General features: G+C 70.4%; 15 protein-coding genes and 1 pseudogene. 11 read left to right on the top strand and 5 right to left on the bottom strand.

Annotation, left to right across the window (positions count from 1 at the left end):
• Positions 1–34 precede the first annotated feature (34 nt).
• From FBZ33_RS21620 to polA, 5 genes are all read left to right on the top strand, one after another.
• Positions 35–1,018 (top strand): branched-chain amino acid ABC transporter permease, encoded by a 984-nt coding sequence (locus FBZ33_RS21620; protein WP_099855879.1) that lies wholly within the window; start codon positions 35–37, stop codon positions 1,016–1,018.
• On the top strand, positions 1,015–2,193 hold the full coding sequence (locus tag FBZ33_RS21615; protein WP_088949293.1) for a branched-chain amino acid ABC transporter permease: 1,179 nt from the start codon (positions 1,015–1,017) through the stop codon (positions 2,191–2,193). Before FBZ33_RS21620 ends, FBZ33_RS21615 begins: the two co-directional genes overlap by 4 nt.
• Positions 2,186–3,127, top strand: coding sequence for an ABC transporter ATP-binding protein (locus FBZ33_RS21610; RefSeq protein WP_141910469.1), 942 nt, complete (start codon positions 2,186–2,188; stop codon positions 3,125–3,127). The genes FBZ33_RS21615 and FBZ33_RS21610 overlap by 8 nt, the downstream gene beginning before the upstream one ends.
• Complete coding sequence (locus FBZ33_RS21605; RefSeq protein ID WP_141910468.1) at positions 3,114–3,827, top strand: ABC transporter ATP-binding protein; 714 nt, start codon at positions 3,114–3,116, stop codon at positions 3,825–3,827. Before FBZ33_RS21610 ends, FBZ33_RS21605 begins: the two co-directional genes overlap by 14 nt.
• A gap of 134 nt (positions 3,828–3,961) precedes the next feature.
• Positions 3,962–6,661 (top strand): DNA polymerase I, encoded by a 2,700-nt coding sequence (gene polA / locus FBZ33_RS21600; RefSeq protein WP_141910467.1) that lies wholly within the window; start codon positions 3,962–3,964, stop codon positions 6,659–6,661.
• A 444-nt stretch (positions 6,662–7,105) separates the two neighbouring features.
• Here the strand turns inward: polA and FBZ33_RS21595 are convergent.
• The 3 genes and pseudogenes from FBZ33_RS21595 to FBZ33_RS21585 all read right to left on the bottom strand — a co-directional run.
• Positions 7,106–7,453 (bottom strand): annotated as a pseudogene (locus FBZ33_RS21595) (DUF3140 domain-containing protein); the annotation flags it as partial.
• The gene (locus FBZ33_RS21590) at positions 7,440–7,658 is read right to left on the bottom strand and encodes a DUF2945 domain-containing protein (RefSeq protein WP_141910466.1); all 219 of its coding nucleotides are present in this window, start codon (positions 7,656–7,658) and stop codon (positions 7,440–7,442) included. The gene FBZ33_RS21590 and the pseudogene FBZ33_RS21595, both read right to left, overlap by 14 nt.
• 95 nt (positions 7,659–7,753) lie before the next feature.
• Positions 7,754–8,581 (bottom strand): class I SAM-dependent methyltransferase, encoded by an 828-nt coding sequence (locus tag FBZ33_RS21585; RefSeq protein ID WP_141910465.1) that lies wholly within the window; start codon positions 8,579–8,581, stop codon positions 7,754–7,756.
• Between the two features lie 470 nt (positions 8,582–9,051).
• Here FBZ33_RS21585 and rpsA point away from each other — a divergent pair, with 470 nt between their 5' ends.
• On the top strand, positions 9,052–10,566 hold the full coding sequence (gene rpsA, locus FBZ33_RS21580) for a 30S ribosomal protein S1 (RefSeq protein ID WP_141910464.1): 1,515 nt from the start codon (positions 9,052–9,054) through the stop codon (positions 10,564–10,566).
• Positions 10,567–10,801: 235 nt separating this feature from the next.
• Entirely contained in the window at positions 10,802–11,983 is a 1,182-nt protein-coding gene (gene coaE, locus FBZ33_RS21575; RefSeq protein ID WP_141910463.1) for a dephospho-CoA kinase, read from the top strand.
• Between the two features lie 10 nt (positions 11,984–11,993).
• On the opposite strand, the gene FBZ33_RS21570 is transcribed toward coaE, so the two are convergent.
• Positions 11,994–14,072, bottom strand: a complete 2,079-nt coding sequence (locus FBZ33_RS21570; RefSeq protein ID WP_141910462.1) for a hypothetical protein — start codon at positions 14,070–14,072, stop codon at positions 11,994–11,996.
• Between the two features lie 208 nt (positions 14,073–14,280).
• Here FBZ33_RS21570 and uvrB point away from each other — a divergent pair, with 208 nt between their 5' ends.
• The 4 genes from uvrB to FBZ33_RS21550 all read left to right on the top strand — a co-directional run bounded on the left by uvrB (position 14,281) and on the right by FBZ33_RS21550 (position 18,938).
• On the top strand, positions 14,281–16,389 hold the full coding sequence (gene uvrB / locus FBZ33_RS21565) for an excinuclease ABC subunit UvrB (RefSeq protein ID WP_088949283.1): 2,109 nt from the start codon (positions 14,281–14,283) through the stop codon (positions 16,387–16,389).
• A gap of 84 nt (positions 16,390–16,473) precedes the next feature.
• Entirely contained in the window at positions 16,474–17,328 is an 855-nt protein-coding gene (locus FBZ33_RS21560) for a helix-turn-helix domain-containing protein (protein WP_141910461.1), read from the top strand.
• Between the two features lie 77 nt (positions 17,329–17,405).
• Positions 17,406–17,774 carry a VOC family protein gene (locus FBZ33_RS21555; protein WP_141910460.1) on the top strand — a complete coding sequence of 123 codons (369 nt, stop codon included), beginning with the start codon at positions 17,406–17,408 and terminating at the stop codon, positions 17,772–17,774.
• A gap of 306 nt (positions 17,775–18,080) precedes the next feature.
• A complete protein-coding gene (locus tag FBZ33_RS21550) occupies positions 18,081–18,938 on the top strand; it encodes a helix-turn-helix transcriptional regulator (protein WP_141910459.1) in 858 nt (285 codons plus the stop codon).
• A gap of 102 nt (positions 18,939–19,040) precedes the next feature.
• On the opposite strand, the gene FBZ33_RS21545 is transcribed toward FBZ33_RS21550, so the two are convergent.
• Positions 19,041–19,334, bottom strand: a complete 294-nt coding sequence (locus FBZ33_RS21545; protein ID WP_088949279.1) for an antibiotic biosynthesis monooxygenase — start codon at positions 19,332–19,334, stop codon at positions 19,041–19,043.
• Between the last annotated feature and the right edge of the window lie 449 nt (positions 19,335–19,783).

Here is a 19,783-nt window from a genome sequence, read left to right as displayed (position 1 = left end):
CACCCCGGCCGCACTCGATTCAAGGAGACCCCCGGTGCATTTCGATGAACTGATCGGCCATCTCGGCCAGCACACGGTCGACGGCCTGTCCAAGGGTGCGATCTACGCCCTGATCGCCCTCGGCTACACCCTCGTCTACGGCGTTCTTCGCCTGATCAACTTCGCGCACTCCGAGGTGTTCATGGTCGGTACCTTCGCGGTGCTGATCCTCTGGAACCAGCTCGGGGTGCAAAATAACCCGCCTATCGGCCAGGCGATCCTGTTCCTGGTGCTCGGTCTGGTCGTCGCGGCGGTCGCCTCCGGCGGCACGGCCCTGGCGCTCGAACGGATCGCGTACCGGCCGTTGCGACGCAAGAACGCGCCGCCGCTGATCTTCCTGATCACCGCGATCGGTCTGTCGCTGGTCTTCGTGGAGCTGTTCGGGCAGGTCCTGCCCAAGCTGCTTGGTGGCGCCCTGCCGGATGTGTTCGGCCGGCCGCGGCAGATCGTCGGTATGCCGACGATCATCCAGCAGGAGACCCTCTTCACCATCGGCAACACGGCGATCACGAACATCCAGCTCATCGTCTTCGTCGCGGCCGTGGCCATGATGGCGGTGCTGGACTGGTTCATCAATCGCACCCGGTACGGCCGGGGTGTGCGGGCCGTGGCCCAGAACCCGGAAACCGCCGCGCTGATGGGCGTCAACCAGGAGCGCGTGATCATGCTGATCTTCGTGCTCGGAGGCATCATGGCCGGCGCCGCCGCGCTGTTGTGGAGCATGCGGTTCGGCTTCACGCAGAACAGCATCGGCTTCGTGCTCGGCCTGAAGGCGTTCACCGCAGCGGTCCTCGGCGGCATCGGCAACCTGCGCGGTGCGCTGCTGGGTGGCCTCTTCCTCGGCATCGTCGAGGTCTACGGCGCGACGCTCTTCGCGTCCAACTGGGAGGACGTCATCGCCTTCGTGGTGCTGATCGTGGTGCTGATGTTCCGGCCCACCGGCCTGTTGGGTGAGTCGCTCGGGAGGGCCCGCGCATGATCGACAAGATTCGCTCCGCAGACCGCCGCCGGGTCGGTTTGTTGACCTCGGTCAGCGACCGTTGGCAGGCCCTGCCGAAGTGGCAGAAGGCCATCGGTGTGGTGGCTCTGCTCGTCTTCGTCTACCACCTGCCGTACCTGGGCAAGCTGCCCGGTGGTCTCATGATCCCCGGTCTGAACAACCTGCGCACCGACTCGATCGAGGGCGGCAACAACTGGGCGGGTGTGCTCTTCATCTGCGCCATCTACGTGCTTGTCGCGATCGGTCTGAACGTGGTGGTCGGCCTCGCCGGCCTGCTCGACCTCGGCTACATCGGCTTCTTCGCCATCGGCGCGTACAGCGTGGCGCTCTTCGGCTCGGTGAACTCGCCGGTCGTGAAGTGGATCCAGCAGGAGTTCAACCTGCCGCCGACCTGGGCGGTGACCTGGGGGATCTGTCTCCTGCTCGCGATCGTGCTGACGATGATCTCCGGTGTGCTGCTGGGTTGGCCGACGCTTCGGTTGCGCGGTGACTACCTGGCCATCGTGACGCTCGGCTTCGGTGAGATCATCCGCATCGTCGCCCGCAACGCCACCGGCGTCACCAACGGTCCGGTCGGTATCTCGGCCATTCCGGGTCCGGAGGGTCCGCCGTCGGCGGACAACAAGGTCTTCGGTCTGATCGACGCGAAGCCCTGGTACTGGCTGGCGATCACCTTCGTACTGCTGATGGTGATCCTGGTTCGCCGGCTGGAGCACAGCCGGGTCGGTCGCGCGTGGCTAGCGGTCCGCGAGGACGAGGACGCCGCCGCGGTGATGGGCGTGTATCCGTTCAAGTTCAAGCTGTGGGCGTTCGCCATGGGCGCGGCGCTCGGTGGCCTGTCGGGCTTCCTCTTCGGCAGCCGTAACGCGTTCATCGACCCGACCCAGTTCAACGCGAACCTCTCGATCCTCTTCGTCGCCATGGTCGTGGTCGGCGGTTCCGGCAACATGATCGGCGTCTCGCTCGGCGCGGTCCTGCTGGCGTACCTGCCGGAGCGGTTCCGCGACTTCGCCGACTACCGGTGGCTGGTCTTCGGGTTGGCCATGGTGCTGGTGATGATCCTGCGTCCGCAGGGCCTGATCCCCAGCCGGCGGCGGGCCCGTGAGTTGAAGGACCGCGCGGCCGAGGCAGAGGAGGCGCCTGCTCATGTCTGACCAGATCACCAGCACGTCCGCGCCGAAGATCCCGGCCCAGCCGGGGCCCCGGTCGGTACTGCTCGAAGTCGACGACGTCACGCTCCGCTTCGGCGGCGTGGTGGCCCTCGACAAGATCAATTTCAAGATCTACGAGGGCGAGATCCTCGGTCTCATCGGGCCCAACGGCGCCGGCAAGACCACCAGCTTCAACGTGATGACGGGGGTCTACAAGCCGACCTCCGGAGCGGTCCGGTTCCAGGGCCAGCAGGTGACCGGCCGCAAGCCGCACCAGATCAGCCAGCTGGGCATCTCCCGGACGTTCCAGAACATCCGTCTCTTCCCGGAGATGACGGCGCTGGAGAACGTCATGGTCGGCACCGACTCCCGGCACAAGACCAGCGTGCCCGGGGCGCTCTTCCGGTTGCCTCGGCGCAGGCCAAAGCAGCACGAGTTGCCGCAGGTCACCGCCGAGTCGGGCATCCAGCGGTCGTGGCAGGAGATTCGCCGGACGTTCGCCAAGACGTTCGGGTTGTCCCGGCACATCCTCGAGGAGCGGGCCGCCGAGGCCAAGGCGCTCGAGCTGTTGCGCTTCGTCGGCATCGCCGACCGGGCCAACGACGAGGCACGCAACCTGCCGTACGGCTACCAGCGCCGGTTGGAGATCGCCCGCGCGCTGGCCACCGAGCCGAAGCTGATCTGCCTGGACGAGCCGGCTGCCGGCTTCAACCCGGCGGAGAAGGAGGAGCTCCTCTCCCTGATCCGCAACATCCGTGACATGGGCCTGACCGTGCTGCTCATCGAGCACGACATGCGGCTGGTCATGGGTGTCACCGACCGGATCGTGGTGCTGGAGTTCGGCCGCAAGATCGCCGAGGGTGCGCCCGCGGAGGTCAGCCGCGATCCGAAGGTGATCGCCGCATACCTGGGGGAGCCAGCCGATGACGCTGCTTGAGCTCGAGAACGTCGCCGTCGCGTACGGCCGGATCGAGGCGCTGCACGGCATCAGCCTCACCGTGAACGAGGGTGAGGTGGTGGCCCTGATCGGCGCGAACGGCGCCGGTAAGACCACCACGATGCGGGCCATCTCCGGGACCCGGTCGCTCGCCAACGGGAAGATCACCTTCAATGGTGAGGACATCAGCAAGCTCCGGGCCGACCTGCGGGTGGTCCGGGGGCTGTGTCAGTCGCCGGAGGGGCGGCAGATCTTCCCGGGTATGACGGTGATGGAGAACCTGGACATGGGGGCGTACACCCGGCGGGACTCCGCCGGCATCGCCGCCGATCTGGAGCGGGTGCTGACCCTCTTCCCGCGGCTGGCCGAGCGGCGCAAGCAGGCCGGCGGCACGCTCTCCGGCGGCGAGCAGCAGATGCTCGCGGTCGGCCGGGCGTTGATGAGCCGTCCGAAGCTGCTGCTGCTCGACGAGCCGTCGATGGGTCTGGCCCCGCTGGTGATCCGGCAGATCTTCGACATCATCACGGAGATCAACCAGCAGGGCACCACCATCCTGCTGGTGGAGCAGAACGCCCAGCAGGCGTTGTCGCGGGCACACCGCGGCTATGTGCTGGAGACCGGTCGGATCGTCAAGGAGGGGTCCGGTCAGGACCTGCTGCACGATCCGTCGGTCAAGGAGGCGTACCTCGGCGTGGCCTGAGCCATCCGAGCGACGGCCGGTCACCCCTGCACGGGGTGGCCGGCCGTCGGCGTTCGGGCCGGACGCCGTTTCGGCGTCGTGTCACCCGGTGCCGCCGGCCAGGGATGTCGGTGCGACGGGCTAGAGTCGCTGCCGTGACAGCTACGACGCCGCGCCTGCTCCTCGTCGACGGACATTCCATGGCATACAGGGCTTTCTTCGCCCTGCCTGTGGAAAACTTCTCCACCACGACGGGTCAGCCGACCAACGCGGTCTACGGCTTCACCTCGATGCTGATCAACGTCCTGCGCGACGAGCAGCCCACCCACATCGTCGTCGCCTTCGACGTCTCCCGCCATTCCTTCCGCACCGACAAGTACGCGGAGTACAAGGCCGGCCGCAGCGAGACCCCGACCGACTTCAAGGGGCAGGTCAGCCTGGTCAAGGAGGTCCTGGCCGCGCTCCAGATCCCAGTGGTGGAGAAAGAGGGCTTCGAGGCCGACGACGTCATCGCCACGCTCGCCTGCCAGGCCCGCGACCAGGGCATGACGGTGCTGATCAGCAGCGGCGACCGGGACGCGTTCCAGTTGGTCGACGACCAGATCACCGTCCTCTACCCGCGCAAGGGCGTCTCCGACCTGGCCCGGATGGACCCGGCGGCGATCGAGGCGAAATACGGCGTTCCGCCACAGCAGTACCGGGACCTCGCCGCGCTCGTCGGCGAGACCAGCGACAACCTGCCCGGCATCCCCGGCGTCGGCCCGAAGACCGCAGCCAAGTGGATCATCACGTATGGCGGCGTGGAGGGGGTTATCGCCCGCGCCGACGAGATCAAGGGCAAGGCCGGCGACAGCCTGCGCGAGCGGCTCGCCGACGTGATCCGCAACTACGAGATCAACTGCCTGGTCTCCGACCTGGAGCTGCCGCTGCGCCCGGAGGACGCCCGGTGGACCGGTTGGGACCGGGAGGCCGTGCACCAGGTCTTCGACACCCTGGAGTTCCGCATCCTGCGTGACCGCCTCTACCAGTACCTGGAGGCGGTCGAGCCGGAAGCCGAGTCCGGGTTCGACCTCACCGGCGAGGTGCTCACCGAGCCCGGCACGCTGGCCGGCTGGCTGACCACGCACGCGCCGACCGGCACCCCCGTCGGTTTGGCGGTCAAGCTCGACACCGGCCCCAACCGCCGGCACACCGCCTCGATCACCGGTCTCGCGCTGGCCACCGCCGGCGGTGCGGCGGCCTGGGTCGACCCGGCAACGCTCGACCCGACCGACGAGGGCGCCCTGGCCAGCTGGTTGGCCGACGAGCAGCGCCCCAAGGTGCTGCACGACAGCAAGCCGGCCGTGCTGGCCTGCGCCGCGCACGGCTGGCAGCTCGCCGGCATCGTCCGGGACACCCAGATCGCCGCGTACCTGGCCCGCCCCGACCAGCGGTCCTACGACCTGACCGACCTGGCGCTGCGCTACCTGCACCGGGAGCTGCGCGTCGACGTCCCGGAGTCCGGCCAGCTCACCCTCGACGGGCTGGGCGACGAGGGTGTGGTCGAGCAGAACCTGATGCTCCAGGCCCGGGCCACCCTCGACCTGGCCGACGCGATCGACGCCGAGCTGTCCCGCGACGGCGAGCAGTCCGCCCGCCTGATGGCCGGGGTCGAGCTGCCGCTGATGCGGGTGCTGGCCGGCATGGAGAGCACCGGCATCGCCGCCGACACGCATTATCTGTCCGAGTTGGAGGCGCACTTCGCCGCCGAGGTGAAGGCCGCCGCTCAGGGCGCGTACGAGGCGGTGGGCCGGGAGTTCAACCTCGGCTCGCCCAAGCAGCTGCAGGAGATCCTCTTCACCGAGCTGGGCCTGCCGAAGACCAAGAAGATCAAGACGGGTTACACCACCGACGCCGACGCCCTGCAGTGGCTCTACGCGCAGCAGCCGCACCCCGTGCTGGCCCACCTGCTGCGCCACCGCGACGTCGCCAAGCTCAAGTCGACAGTGGACGGTCTGCTCAAGTCGGTCTCCGACGACGGCCGGATCCACACCACCTTCAACCAGACGGTGGCGGCCACCGGTCGACTCTCGTCCACCGAGCCCAACCTGCAGAACATCCCGATCCGCACCGAAGAGGGCCGGCGGATCCGCCGGGCCTTCGTGGTGGGAGAGGGCTACGAATGCCTGCTCACCGCCGACTACAGCCAGATCGAGATGCGCATCATGGCGCACCTGTCGTCGGACGACGCGCTGATCGACGCCTTCAACTCCGGCGCCGACTTCCACGCCACCACCGCCTCGTCGGTCTTCGGGGTGCCGCTCGACCAGGTCACCCCCGACCAACGCCGCAAGATCAAAGCCATGAACTACGGCCTGGCGTACGGGCTGAGCGCCTTCGGCCTGTCCCAGCAGCTCGGGATCAACACCGAAGAAGCGCGCGGGCTGATGGAAAACTACTTCGCCGGGTTCGGCGGGGTGCGCGACTACCTGCACCAGGTGGTCGCCCGGGCCCGTCAGGACGGCTACACCTCCACCATCCTGGGCCGCCGCCGCTACCTGCCCGACCTGGTCAGCGACAACCGGCAGCGCCGCGACATCGCCGAGCGGATGGCGCTCAACGCCCCGATCCAGGGTTCCGCGGCCGACATCATCAAGGTGGCGATGCTGCACGTCGACACCGCGCTGCGCGAGGCCGGGCTGCGCTCGCGGATGCTGCTGCAGGTGCACGACGAGTTGGTCTTCGAGGTGGCCCCCGGTGAGCGGGAGGCTCTGGAGGCACTGGTCCGGCACGAGATGGGCGGGGCGTACCCGCTGTCGGTGCCGTTGGAGGTGTCCGTGGGCGAGGGGCGGGACTGGAACAGCGCTGACCACTGAGCCTTTGGCGGTCGCGGTTCGGGTTCCGGGTTTCGTCGCGGTTGGGCTCCGGGGTTGGTCGCGGTTGGGGGTTCCGGGGCAGCCCGACCCGCTCCGGGCGGTCAGGCTTGATCCCTGCGCGGGTCGGGCTGCCCCGAAACCCGACGAGGTCTCTGCGGTCGGTCCAGCTCGGCCTGGTGGACAGCGCCCTTGATCTCCAGGTCCGCGCTGCTTTCGTCGCCGTCTGCTGACGCCGGGTCGCCAGGTCCGCGTCGTGCGCGCCGATGGGCGCCGCTTTCTTGATCGCAAGGTCCACGCTGGGCCCGCTTCCGTGCGCCGACGCCGGCCCAAGATCCGCGCAACTTCGGGGAAAGTGCTGGGTCGCGGGGGTCTGAGGCACCAACTTCGCCGAAGTTGTGCGGATCTTGGCGTGGAGTGACGTGGTTCGGGCGTGCTCACGGGCTACTTCAGGGGGTCGTGGCCCCAGTTCATCAGGGACCAGCGCCACTTGGTGTCGCGGACGTTGCCGGACGGGCGTTGCGCCATGTGCCGTCGGACGTAGCCGACCACCTTGCGCATGTGCTTGTAGTCGCCCTCGGACAGGTCGCCGCGTTTACGACGCAACAGGTTGATGATCTTCCGGCCGGACTCGTGGCCGACGGACTCGCCGCCACCGGAACGGCCGCCCTTGTGCCAGCCAACCTGCTTCGACTCGTCGGTTTCTAGCCATGTGGACAGCTCGCCGGGCTTCATGTTCACCGCCTCGGTGAACTCCCGGTAGGTGTCCCGGCCGGGGTCGTCAGCCTTGCTCATGACGCAGCGCCTCAGGGCGGTGGGCCACGTCGCGGCCCGTTCCGTCACTGCGGACCCGGTACTGCGGGTCATCGGGGGCCGCGTTCACGGCTCGCCCGCGGATCCGTGTCCGCTCGGTGATCGTGCCCTGCACCACGCCGTACGCGCGGCTGCCGTGGGCCGACCAGGAGACATGGTCGCCCTGGTGGAATCTCTGTTCGGCCATGCTCCTCGGCTACCCGACACGGGTGGGGCGAAACGACCGGCCGGCCCGGCAGCCTGATGCCGAACGGTTGGATCAACTCGATCACGGCGGCGCGTTCAGTCGGCGGGCTTCTCGGTGACGAAGATGGCGGTACCAGGGAAGAGCCGACCGCGCAGCGGGCTCCACTGCCCCCAGATCCCCTCGTGCCCCTCCGGCCACTCCGGCTCCACCAGGTCCAGCAGTCGGAACCCGGCGCCGACCAGCTCACGGATCCGGTCGCCGAGGGTGCGGTGCTGCTCGACGTAGGTGGCCACGCCGGACTCGTCCTGCTCCACGTAGGGGGAGCGGTCGAAGTATGAGTGGACGGCCGTCAACCCGCCCGCACCCGGGTCGTCGAGGAAGATCCAGCGCATCGGGTGGGTCACCGAGAACACCCACCGCCCCCCGGGGCGCAGCACCCGGTGCACCTCGGCGTGCAGGGCCGCCGAGTCGTCCACGAACGGGATCGCCCCGAACGCTGTGCAGGCGAGGTCGAACGAGCGGTCGGCGAACGGCAGGGCGAGGGCGTCGGCCTGCACCAGCGGTACGCGTACCCCGGTGTCGTCGGCGGCCTTGGCGGCGTGCCGCAACATGCCGGCGGACAGGTCGAAGGCGACCGGCCGGGCACCCTGGGTGGCGAGCCAGCGGGCAGCGGCCGCCGCGCCGCAACCAACCTCCAGCACCCGCCGCCCGGACAGGTCACCCAGCAGCCGGGCGTCGGCCTCGCGCAGCCCTTCCGGACACCAGACGAAGTCCACGTCGCCGAGGAACGCGCCGTGCTCGGCCTGGTAGTCGTCGGCGTCGGTGTCCCACCAGCCGCGGTTGGCCCGCCGGGCCTCGGCGTCACCCACCCGGCGCCGGGTGACCCGGCTGTCGTCATCCACGGCGCTCACGCTAGGCCCCATCGCCCCGTTCGGTACGGCGGCGCGTCCGAGATCCTGCGACTCCTCGCGCGGTGACGCCTGATCGACTCGGGTTCGGTGAAGTCGCGGTGTCCGGGCCGGTGGGACACGCCGATGTTCAGGAAACCGGGTCGATCACGCGGAGCACATGTCCGCTGGATGATGCGACGGCTGGGGCTGCTGTGACGCACGAGACAGGAGAGGCCGTTTACGGGCGATTGTTCGCCTTTCGCAGGTCACCGCACGGAGAGAAGCCGGGAGGGCTTGCACGCTGTGGTAATGCGCACGGTAGGCTAGACGATGCGCTCGCGGATCGCGTTGCCTCGGCAGGGAGCAGGTACGCGGTCGTCGGAGCCACATCATGATCTCACTAGGCGATCGTTCGGTGTGCCCGGCGGCGGATCCGCTGGCGCGAACAGGTCACTGCGACACCAGCCTGCTGTGACAACCCACCGACCGGAGCAACCGCCCACATGACGAGCAGCATCGAGGCCCCCTCGAGCGCCACCCGGGTCACCCACGACGATCTCGGTTCCGAGGAGGCATTCCTCGCCGCGATCGACGAGACCATCAAGTACTTCAACGACGGCGACATTGTCGAAGGAACCGTCGTCAAGGTCGATCGGGACGAGGTCCTGCTCGACATCGGCTACAAGACCGAGGGTGTCATTCCCTCTCGGGAGTTGTCGATCAAGCACGACGTGGACCCCGCCGAGGTTGTGACGGTTGGCGACCACATCGAGGCCCTGGTCCTCCAGAAGGAGGACAAGGAGGGTCGTCTGATCCTCTCCAAGAAGCGGGCACAGTACGAGCGGGCCTGGGGCACGATCGAGAAGATCAAGGACGAGGACGGCGTCGTCCGCGGTTCGGTCATCGAGGTGGTCAAGGGCGGCCTCATCCTCGACATCGGGCTGCGGGGCTTCCTGCCCGCGTCCCTGGTCGAGATGCGTCGTGTGCGCGACCTGCAGCCGTACGTCGGGCGTGAGCTCGAGGCCAAGATCATCGAGCTGGACAAGAACCGCAACAACGTGGTCCTGTCCCGCCGGGCCTGGCTGGAGCAGACGCAGTCCGAGGTGCGCACCGAGTTCCTCAACAAGCTGCAGAAGGGCCAGGTCCGCAAGGGCGTCGTGTCCTCGATCGTCAACTTCGGTGCCTTCGTGGACCTTGGCGGCGTCGACGGTCTGGTGCACGTCTCCGAGCTGTCCTGGAAGCACATCGACCACCCGTCCGAGGTTGTCGAGGTCGGCCAGGAGGTCGAGGTCGAGGTCCTGGACGTCGACCTGGACCGCGAGCGGGTCTCGCTGTCGCTGAAGGCGACCCAGGAAGACCCGTGGCGGCAGTTCGCCCGCACCCACGCGATCCAGCAGATCGTGCCGGGTAAGGTCACCAAGCTGGTTCCGTTCGGTGCGTTCGTCCGCGTGGACGACGGCATCGAGGGCCTGGTCCACATCTCCGAGCTGGCCGAGCGCCACGTGGAGATCCCGGAGCAGGTCGTCCAGGTTGGCTCCGAGGTCATGGTCAAGGTCATCGACATCGACCTGGAGCGCCGCCGGATCTCGCTGTCGCTCAAGCAGGCCAACGAGGGCTTCGTCGAGGGCGAGGAGCACTTCGACCCGACCCTCTACGGCATGGCCGCGACGTACGACACCGAGGGCAACTACATCTACCCGGAGGGCTTCGACCCGGAGACGGGCGAGTGGCTCGAGGGGTACGACAAGCAGCGCGAGACCTGGGAGAACCAGTACGCCGAGGCTCGTCTGCGCTGGGAGGCCCACACCAAGCAGGTGCAGACCTCTCGGGCCGCCGACGCCGAGGCCGCTGCCAACCCGACTCCGGTCGTCCCGGCCGCTGCCGGTGGCGGCGGTGGCGGTGGCACCACCTCCTCGTCCAGCCCGGCCCCGAGCCGGCAGGCCGAGGAGCCGGCCGGCACGCTGGCCACCGACGAGGCGCTCGCCGCACTGCGGGAGAAGCTCGCCGGCGGTAAGTGACCCGCTGAACGACGACGGGCCCCGTCCTCGCGATCTTCGGATCGCTGGGGGCGGGGCCTTCGCCGTGGGTGAGGCCCGCTCGTTGTGGGAGCAGCCCGGACCTCTCGACGAGCCCGGTCCGAGGCGAGCCCGGTCCGAGGCGAGCCCGGTCCGAGACGAGGCGGGCAGGGCCGGGTCGGTCGGGACGATGGCGGCGGGTTTGGCGACGGGCTCGGGGATCCGGTTGACTGGTCGGGTGCTGAGAGTGGGGTTGACCGGCGGGATTGGGTCGGGAAAGAGCGCGGTGGCCGCGAGGCTGGTCGAGCGGGGCGCGGTGCTCATCGACGCCGACCAGGTGGCCCGGGAGGTCGTGGCGCCGGGCACCGAGGGACTGGCCGAGATCGTTACGGCTTTCTCCGACGCGGTGTTGGACGACGATGGTGCGCTGGACCGTGTCGCGCTGGGCGCTGTGGTGTTCGCCGACGAGAAGGCCCGCCGTCGGCTGGAGTCGATCACCCACCCCCGGGTTCGGGCTCGCACCGCAGAGCTGGCCGCTGCGGCGGCACCCGGCGCGATCGTCGTCAACGACGTGCCGCTGCTGGTCGAGGTGGGGCTCGCGCCCACGTACCACCTGGTGATCGTGGTGCAGACGGCCGTGACGACCCGACTGGAGCGGCTGGCGCGCGACCGGGGGATGGATCGCGCGGAGGCGGAGCGGCGGATCGCCGCCCAGGCCGACGACGCCCGTCGACGGGCCGCCGCGGACGTGGTGCTGACCAACGACGGCAGCCTGGCGGATCTGCACGACGCCGTCGACGAGCTCTGGCGGCAGCGGCTGCTGCCCTACGAGGACAATCTGCGCGAGCGGCGGGTGGTCCTGCCGGGCCGGGTCGACCCGGCGGGGACCGACGCGAGCTGGCCGGAGCAGTACGAGCGGCTGGCCGCCCGGATCCGGCACACGCTCGGCTCGGACGCCCTGCGGATCGACCACATCGGCTCGACCGCGTTGCCTGGCCTCGCCGCCCAGGACGTCATCGACGTGCAGGTGGCCGTGCGCAGCCTCGTCGACGCCGACGGGGCGCTGGTCGACCGGCTGGCGAACGCCGGGTTCCCCCGGGTGCCGGGGCACTGGTGGGACGACCCACGCCCGGCCGGCAGCGGTCGGTGGGAGAAGAGGTTGCACGGCAGCGCGGACCCGGCCCGCCCGGTTCGCCTGCACGTGCGGGTGGCCGATTCGCCGGGCTGGCGGTACGCGCTGCTGATGCGCGACCACCTGCGGGCCGACCCGGATCAGCGGGCCGCATACCTGCTGCTCAAGAGGGACCTGGTCGACGCCGCACCGGAGGCTGGCGATTCGGGCACGGCCCGCGACCCGTGGTTCGACGAGGAGTACCTGCGGGCGGAGCAGTGGGCCGAGCAGACCGGCTGGCGCCCCTGAGGGCCATCGCTCAGCGGGGCCGAGGTGTCGTGGGTCGAGGCTTGGCGGCCGGGCGGGGCACTGGAATCAGTCGGGGCACCACGGCGGGCTGGAGGTCCAGTTGGGCCCAGGCGTTGGCGTCGGTGTGCAGCTCCAGCCGGCGTAGGGACCCGTCGCGGTCGATCCAGTAACGCAGTCGGGCGTCGGCCGGGCCCACCTCGACGACGTCCACGGTCCGTCCGGCGGTGACGTCCTCGCGTACCCGGAGGGCCGTTCCTGGTGGCCCGACCGACCCGGCGGCCACCGCGGCCTCGACCAGCACGTTCAGGTCGTCGCCGCCCGATCGCTGGGCCCGCCAGGGCCCGGCCGGGGGCGGCAGCGGTGGTCGGCCGGGCGCTTCCGCGGTGCCGCCACCGGCGGCGGCCGCCGGCAGATCCGCCCGGGCCAGACCGGCGGTGTCGCGCCGCAGCAGGGTCCGGCGGTCCGGCACGCCCAGGTCGGCAACCGCGAGGTACGCGGTACCCGTGGTCCAGCTCACCCAGCCGGCGCCCCGCAGGTTCGTGTCCGTGCCAACGGGCGCGGTCAGCGTCATCGTCGCACCGCGCTGGGCCCGGAGCCGGGCCGGCAACCGGTCCAGTCGACGCCGCTCGGCGTCGGTCAGCGCGCGGGGCAGTCCGGGCCGGCCGCCGAGTGCGTCCACCGGACGTAGCGTCGGCCGGTCCGCCCGGTTGAGGATCATCGTGACCGGGCCGACGCCGGGCAAGCGGGTCACCAGCTTGTGCAGTCGGGCGTCCTGGTCGAGCCAGAACCGGGTCTGCCCGTTCGGGTCGGTGCTCGCCGGCGCGGCGCTCGGCGTGGGTGCCACCGTGCTGCCGGAAGCCGGGCTGCGGCGTGGCGGTCCGGTCGGCAGCGACGCCTCAAGGACGTCCACCGGACCGGCCGCCACGGTGTCCTGAGCGATCCAACGCGCACCGCTGCCGGGCACCGCCTGGGTCTGGTCCGGGCGGTCGGCGGCGAGGTCGAGGAGCAGGTCGAGCACGGGTGCCAGGTTCGTCCCGGGTGCCAGTCGGTGCAGCCGCCAACGGTCCGCCGGAGGCAGCAGGGGCGGCGCGGCGGGGGTGGGCACTGCTGCCGGGTCGGGTCGGATGACCAGGACCGGGCCGACCCGCTGCACCAGCCCGCGTTCGGCGCCCGCGCCCGGCCCACCCACGTCGAGGTAGAGCAGTGACCGCGACCAGTCCACCCAGCCCACCAGTTCGATCCGGGCGGCGTCGGCGCCGGCGGTGATGCGGACTCCGGCGCGCAGGTCCCGGAGGTTGGTGACCCGCACGGCGGCCAGTCGCTCGCCCTCCGCGAGGGTCAGCGGCCGGGTCGGCTCGGGCGGGTCGGGCGCCCAGCTCAACAACCCGAGCACCAGCGCCGTCGCGGACGTCGCGGCGGTCAGGACGAGCAACAGCAGCAGGGTACGTCTGCGGCGGCTGACCGGGGCCGGGCCCGTGGCGTCCGCCGTGTCGGTGGAGGGTTCGGCAGTGGCCTCGCGGCGGGTGGTCGTCCCGGCTGTCCCGGGACCTCGCCCGGTGGCGGTTCGGCTCTGCGTGGGGCCCTGGCCGGTGGTGGTCCGGTTCTCCGTGGGCCCGTCGCCGGTGGTGGCCCGGATCTCCGTGGGCACCTGGCCGGCGGTGGTCCGGTCCTTCTCGGGCCTGCGCCCACTGGCGGTTCGCTGAGCGGCGGCGGGCGGGCCTGGGCTGGCCGAGCGGGCGTTTGCAGGTCGACTGGCCCTGGCTGCGGAGTCGGTCGGGCGGTCGGTGGCGGCGCGGCGGGCGTCGGTGGGCCGGCCGGTGGTGGAACCGACTCCGGTGTCCGTGCTCCGGGTGGTCTCTGAGGCGGTGCCGGAGCGGTGCCGCCCGCTGCCTGACCGCCCGACCTTGGGGGAGTTGGGCCGCTCGGCGGCGGTGACGTCCAGCCGGGGCGTGCCGCGGGGAGTGGTGTCGGGTGCCGGGGTCGGAGAGGTGTCCACGGAGATGAAACGGGCGGGGAGGCGTCGGGGTGACGAGCAGGGGCGCTCGCGGCGGCCGGTCTGCGCCTCGAGCGCGACCACACGGGTGCGCACGCCGGGCGAGCCGGGTGCTGCGACCGCAGTGCCGGGGGCGACCGGCCGTGATGTGACGGCCTGGCCACCTGCCCGGTCGGCCGCCGCGAGCGGCCTACATGAAGAGGGTAGTCCCGGTGACATGGGCCACACAATGGGAATATTGAAGCTGATCACGTAACTGGCGTGACGGCCGTTCCTGTCGGACCTCCGGCGTACCGTTGACGGTATGGCGCTCGACATTCCTCGGCTGGACAGCCGCTTCCAGGTCGTCAGTGACTTTCAGCCGGCCGGCGACCAACCGGCGGCCATCGACGATCTTGAGCGTCGGGTTCGGCGCGGCGACCGCAACACCGTGCTGCTCGGCGCGACCGGCACCGGCAAGAGTGCCACCACCGCGTGGCTGATCGAGCGGCTGCAGCGCCCCACCCTGGTGCTCGCCCCGAACAAGACGCTCTGCGCGCAGCTGGCCAAGGAGTTCAGCGAGCTGCTGCCGCACAACGCTGTCGAATACTTCGTCTCGTACTACGACTACTACCAGCCTGAGGCCTACATCCCGCAGACCGACACCTACATCGAGAAGGACTCCTCGATCAACGAGGAGGTCGAGCGTCTGCGGCATTCGGCGACGATGTCGCTGCTCACCCGCCGCGACGTGATCGTGGTGGCGACCGTCTCGGCGATCTACGGTCTGGGCACCCCGGAGGAATACCTCAACCGGGCGGTGAAGGTGCAGATCGGCCAGGAGCTCGACCGCGACCAGTTGCTGCGCCGGCTGGTCGACATCCAGTACACCCGCAACGACATGGCCTTCCAGCGGGGCACCTTCCGGGTCCGCGGCGACACACTGGAGATCATCCCGGCGTACGAGGAGCTGGCGGTCCGCATCGAGCTCTTCGGTGACGAGGTGGAGAAGCTCTACTACCTCAACCCGTTGACCGGTGACGTGGTCCGCGAGGTCGACCAGCTGGTGATCTTCCCGGCCACCCACTACGCGGCCGGTCCGGAGCGGATGGAGCGGGCGATCCGTGACATCGAGGTGGAGCTGGCCGAGCGCCTCGCTGAGCTGGAGCGCCAGGGCAAGCTGCTGGAGGCGCAGCGGCTGCGGATGCGCACCACCTACGACATCGAGATGATGCGGCAGGTGGGCTTCTGCTCCGGCATCGAGAACTACTCGATGCACATGGACGGGCGGCTGCCCGGCAGCCCGCCGCACGCCCTGCTCGACTACTTCCCCGACGACTTCCTCACGGTGGTCGACGAGTCGCACGTGACCATCCCGCAGATCGGCGGCATGTACGAGGGCGACGCGTCCCGCAAGCGGATGCTCATCGACCACGGCTTCCGGCTGCCCAGCGCCGCCGACAACCGGCCGCTGCGCTTCGACGAGTTCCTGGAGCGGGTCGGCCAGATGGTCTACCTGTCCGCGACCCCCGGCACCTGGGAGATGGAGCAGGCCCAGGGCGAGTTCGTCGAGCAGGTCATCCGGCCGACCGGTCTGGTCGACCCGCAGGTCGTGATCAAGCCGACCAAGGGCCAGATCGACGACCTGATGCACGAGATCAAGCTACGGACCGACCGCGACGAGCGGGTGCTGGTCACCACGCTGACCAAGAAGATGGCCGAGGACCTGTCCGACTATCTCCTGGAGAACGGCATCCGGGTGCGCTACCTGCACTCGGAGGTCGACACGTTGCGCCGGGTGGAGCTGCTGCGTGAGCTGCGCAAGGGCGACTACGACGTGCTGGTCGGCATCAACCTCCTCCGCGAGGGTCTGGACCTTCCCGAGGTGTCGCTGGTGGCGATCCTCGACGCCGACAAGGAGGGCTTCCTGCGCAGCGGCCGGTCGTTGATCCAGACCATCGGCCGGGCCGCCCGTAACGTGTCCGGTCAGGTGCACATGTACGCCGACAAGATCACCCCGTCGATGGCGGCGGCGATCGACGAGACCGACCGGCGTCGGGCCAAGCAGATCGCGCACAACGAGGCGCACGGGATCAGCCCGGAGCCGTTGCGTAAGAAGATCCACGACATCCTGGACGACATCTACCGCGAGGCGGAGGACACCGAAAACTCCCGCGTCGGTGGCGCGGTGCGTCAGCTGTCCCGAGGCAAGGCGCCGGTCAAGGAGACCCGCAGCCGGAGCCGGTCCGCCACCACCACCCCATCACGGGAGGGGATGGCCCGCGCCGACCTGGCCCAGCTCATCCAGGAGCTCAACGACCAGATGCTGGCCGCCGCCCGCGAGTTGCAGTTCGAGCTGGCGGCTCGGATCCGCGACGAGGTCTCCGACCTGAAGAAGGAGCTGCGCGGCATGGACGCCGCCGGCGTGAAGTGACAGCCATTCGGCCGGCCATCAGCGCTCCCCGGGGCGCGGCCGGCCGGATCGCGACCGTGCGAAGGGCGGGCGGGGTTGACTGCGGTGGCACCGGTCGACGAGTTCGTCCTCGGCCTGCCCGAGGTCAGCCTGCGTCCGTTCGTCGACCGGTACGTCGGCTACCGGCAACGGGCGGACATCCCGCTGGTGCGCCGCGAGTCGGCGGGCGTTTTGGTGGTGCTGATCCTTGGCTGGGGCGCTCCGCTGGACGTGACCGACCCGCGCAGCGCGCAGCGCGGCGTCACGATGGTCGACTCGTTCGTGGCCGGCACCTTCGACGGCTGGTGCACCACGCGCACTGTGGGTGTGGGGGAGGGCGTCGAGCTGCTGCTCGCCCCACTGACCGCCCGACGGCTGCTCGGCCTGCCGCTGAGTGAGCTGACCAACCGGGCCGTCGATGTCGGGCAACTCCCGGGCCGTTGGCTGCATCGGCTGCGTGGCCGGCTCGCGGAGACGCCCGGCTGGCCGGAGCGGTTCGCCCTGCTCGACCAGGTCCTCGCGGCCCGGCTGGCGGCGTCCCCTCCGGTCGACGCCCGGCTCGACTGGGCGTGGCGGTGGCTCGTCTCCGGCGGTGGGCAGGGGAGTGTCGGTGTGTTGGCCGACGAGCTGGGCTGGAGCCGGCGACACCTCGCGTCCCGGTTCCGGCAGGAGGTTGGTCTGCCACCCAAGATGGCCGCCCGGTTGCTGCGTTTCCAGCGGGCGTACGCGGTGCTCACCGACGTCGGACCGACCGCCGGGGCGCCGGTCGGCGCCGATCAGCCCGAGGTGGGCGCCGTCGACTGGGCCACGGTGGCGACGCGCTACGGCTACTACGACCAGTCCCACCTCATTCGGGACTTCCGCCAGTTCGCGGGGGCCACTCCGGCCGCCCTGCTCGCCGCACGCGCTCCGGCCGGCTGACACCACCCGGTCGGCAGGCGACGCCGAGGTCACATTCGTCCAATCCGGATCGGGGCCGCCGGCAGCAGAATCGGGTCATGCGAACCATCTACCCGATCTTCCGTTACCCCGATCCCCGCGCCGCCATCGACTGGCTCTGCTCCGCCTTCGGCTTCCAGGTGCATTCGGTGCACGAGGCGCCGGACGGCACTGTCGTGCACGCCGAACTCGTCCTCGACAGCGGCATGATCATGTTGGGTGGTCGGGCCGACGCGGCACCTCGACCGGCCGACGACGACTGGTCGGTCTACGTGGCGGTGCCGGACGTCGACGCCCACTGCGCCCGGGCACGCGCCGCCGGTGCCGAGATCACGCGCGAGCCGTTCGACACCGACTACGGCTCCCGTGACTACGCCGCCCGTGACCTGGCCGGCACCGTCTGGTCCTTCGGCACCTACCGGCCCTGAGCCAACCGCGCGTGCCGCACTCCCGGGCCGCACTCCCGGGCCGCACAGCACCGCAGGGCGGCACAACACCGCAGGGCCGCGCCGCACCGCACCGCAGTGCCCCGTCGCACGCGGGACTCCGAGTGCGCGGGACTCCGGGTGCGCGGGACTGGACAGCAAGGCTCGACACCCCGCCTGACGTGCGGAAACGCCGGACGATGGCCGGTCCGACCGCCGGACGGTGCCATGGCCCCTGATTGCGGTGCGCGAGCGAGCTATTGCACTGGGTGATCGTCCTGCGTACTCTCCCTCGGTGGGGAGGCCGGGATGCCGCTGCCAACAAGTCCTGTCATTCGACGTGCACGTCTCGGCGCAGAGTTGCGCCAGTTACGCCGGCGCGAGGCGCTGACCCTGGAACAGGTCTGCGACCGGCTGGGCTGGGCCTCGACGTCGAAGTTGTCCCGCATCGAGCTGGGTCAGAGCCGTCCTGACCTCGCCGATGTGCTCGATCTGCTGGACATCTACAAGGTGCCCTCGCCCGCCCGGGACGCGCTGATCGTGATCGCCCGGGACGCGGCGACCAGCCGCGGTTGGTGGAAGACGCTGGGCGAGATGAGCGAACGGCAGCGCACCTACGCCGAGTTGGAGGCGGGTGCCGCCGACATCGTCGAATACCAGCCGGCGATCGTGCCGGGGTTGCTCCAGACGCCCGCGTACGCCCGGGTGCTGGTCGCGGCCGGCGCGCAGCTCACGCCCGAGGTCGACGTGGAGGCCGAGGTGCGCGCCCGGGCGCTGCGGCAGGAGGTGTTGCGGCGGGCCTATCCGCCGCGCTACACGGCGGTGCTCGCCGAGGCCGTCTGCGACAGGGGGGACCTGCCGGACGAGGTCTGGCGTGAACAGTTGCGGCATCTGGTCGCCGTGACCGGGCTGTCCCACGTCACGGTGCGGCTGCTGCCCCCCGGGGCGGCCGGTGGTGGGCTGCACCCGCTCACCCCGTACTCCTGCTATGCCTTTCCCGACCCGGCGGACCCGCGGACGGTGATGTTGGAGGCGTTGACCACCGACGTGCGGTTGGCCACCGTGCTCGACGTCGACCGCTACCAGCGGATGACCGAGGCATTGCTGGCGGCCGCGCTGTCACCGGAGGAGACGGTCACCGTGCTGGCCCGCCGCGTCGGCGAGTAGGAGCCGCGCCGCGCGGCCACCGGGCCCGGCGCCCCCGAGCCCGTCGGGACCGGCGGCCGGCGCGTGCGCAGGGCACGATAACCGCGGGGTACGACAGCAGGCTCAGGCCGGCACGTCGAGGAAGTGCTCGACCACGGGCGGCCCGGCGAAGTGTGGCCCGATCAACGCCCGCCACTGCTCGAACCGTTCGGTGGCCCGGAAGTTCTCCTCGTGCGCCTCGACCGAGTCCCATTCGACGAGCAGCACGAACCGGGTCGGGGACTCGATGCCCCGGGTCATCCGCACGGACCGGCAGCCGGTTGCCCCGGCGAGAACCGGGTGACCCTCGGCGTACGCGGCGGCGAACGCGTCCTCGTGTCCGGGCAGTACGTCGATGAGCGCGACCTCAAGCACCATGTCGGACAGCCTCGCATGGCGGGCCGCGTCGGCGGTGCCGCGGGGTCTGTTCCGGTGTCGACGGTGCCCGCCGCCGCATGCGCTGACTGACTGCCGGTCGCTCAGCGACCCGATAACCGCACCCGACCTGCACTAGCCTCCTAGGACACCACAGCGGGTGTGACGCGGCGGTCTGACGCGGCGGGCGCTGCCCCCGGTATTCCCCGGCGAGGGGTGGTTGGCGCCACCGGGTGCCCGGGGTGTGATCACGGCGCGTGGTGGGCAACAATGGTCACCGAGGAGGGGAGTATTCCTTCGCGACGGAGTCGTCAGCACGGTCGATCGTCGGAACCACGGCGACCCGACCCGGCCCCGTAGGTCGCCGTTCCGTTCGCGGGCGGCGGCGGAAGAGACCTCCGACAGTCACCAGAGTGAGCGACAGCGGCACACCGGCCTCTCCGGGGGCGTAC

The organism is Micromonospora sp. A202 (genome assembly GCF_006715105.1).
Lineage (GTDB): Bacteria > Actinomycetota > Actinomycetes > Mycobacteriales > Micromonosporaceae > Micromonospora > Micromonospora zamorensis.
This window is presented reverse-complemented; position numbering and strand designations above follow the sequence as displayed.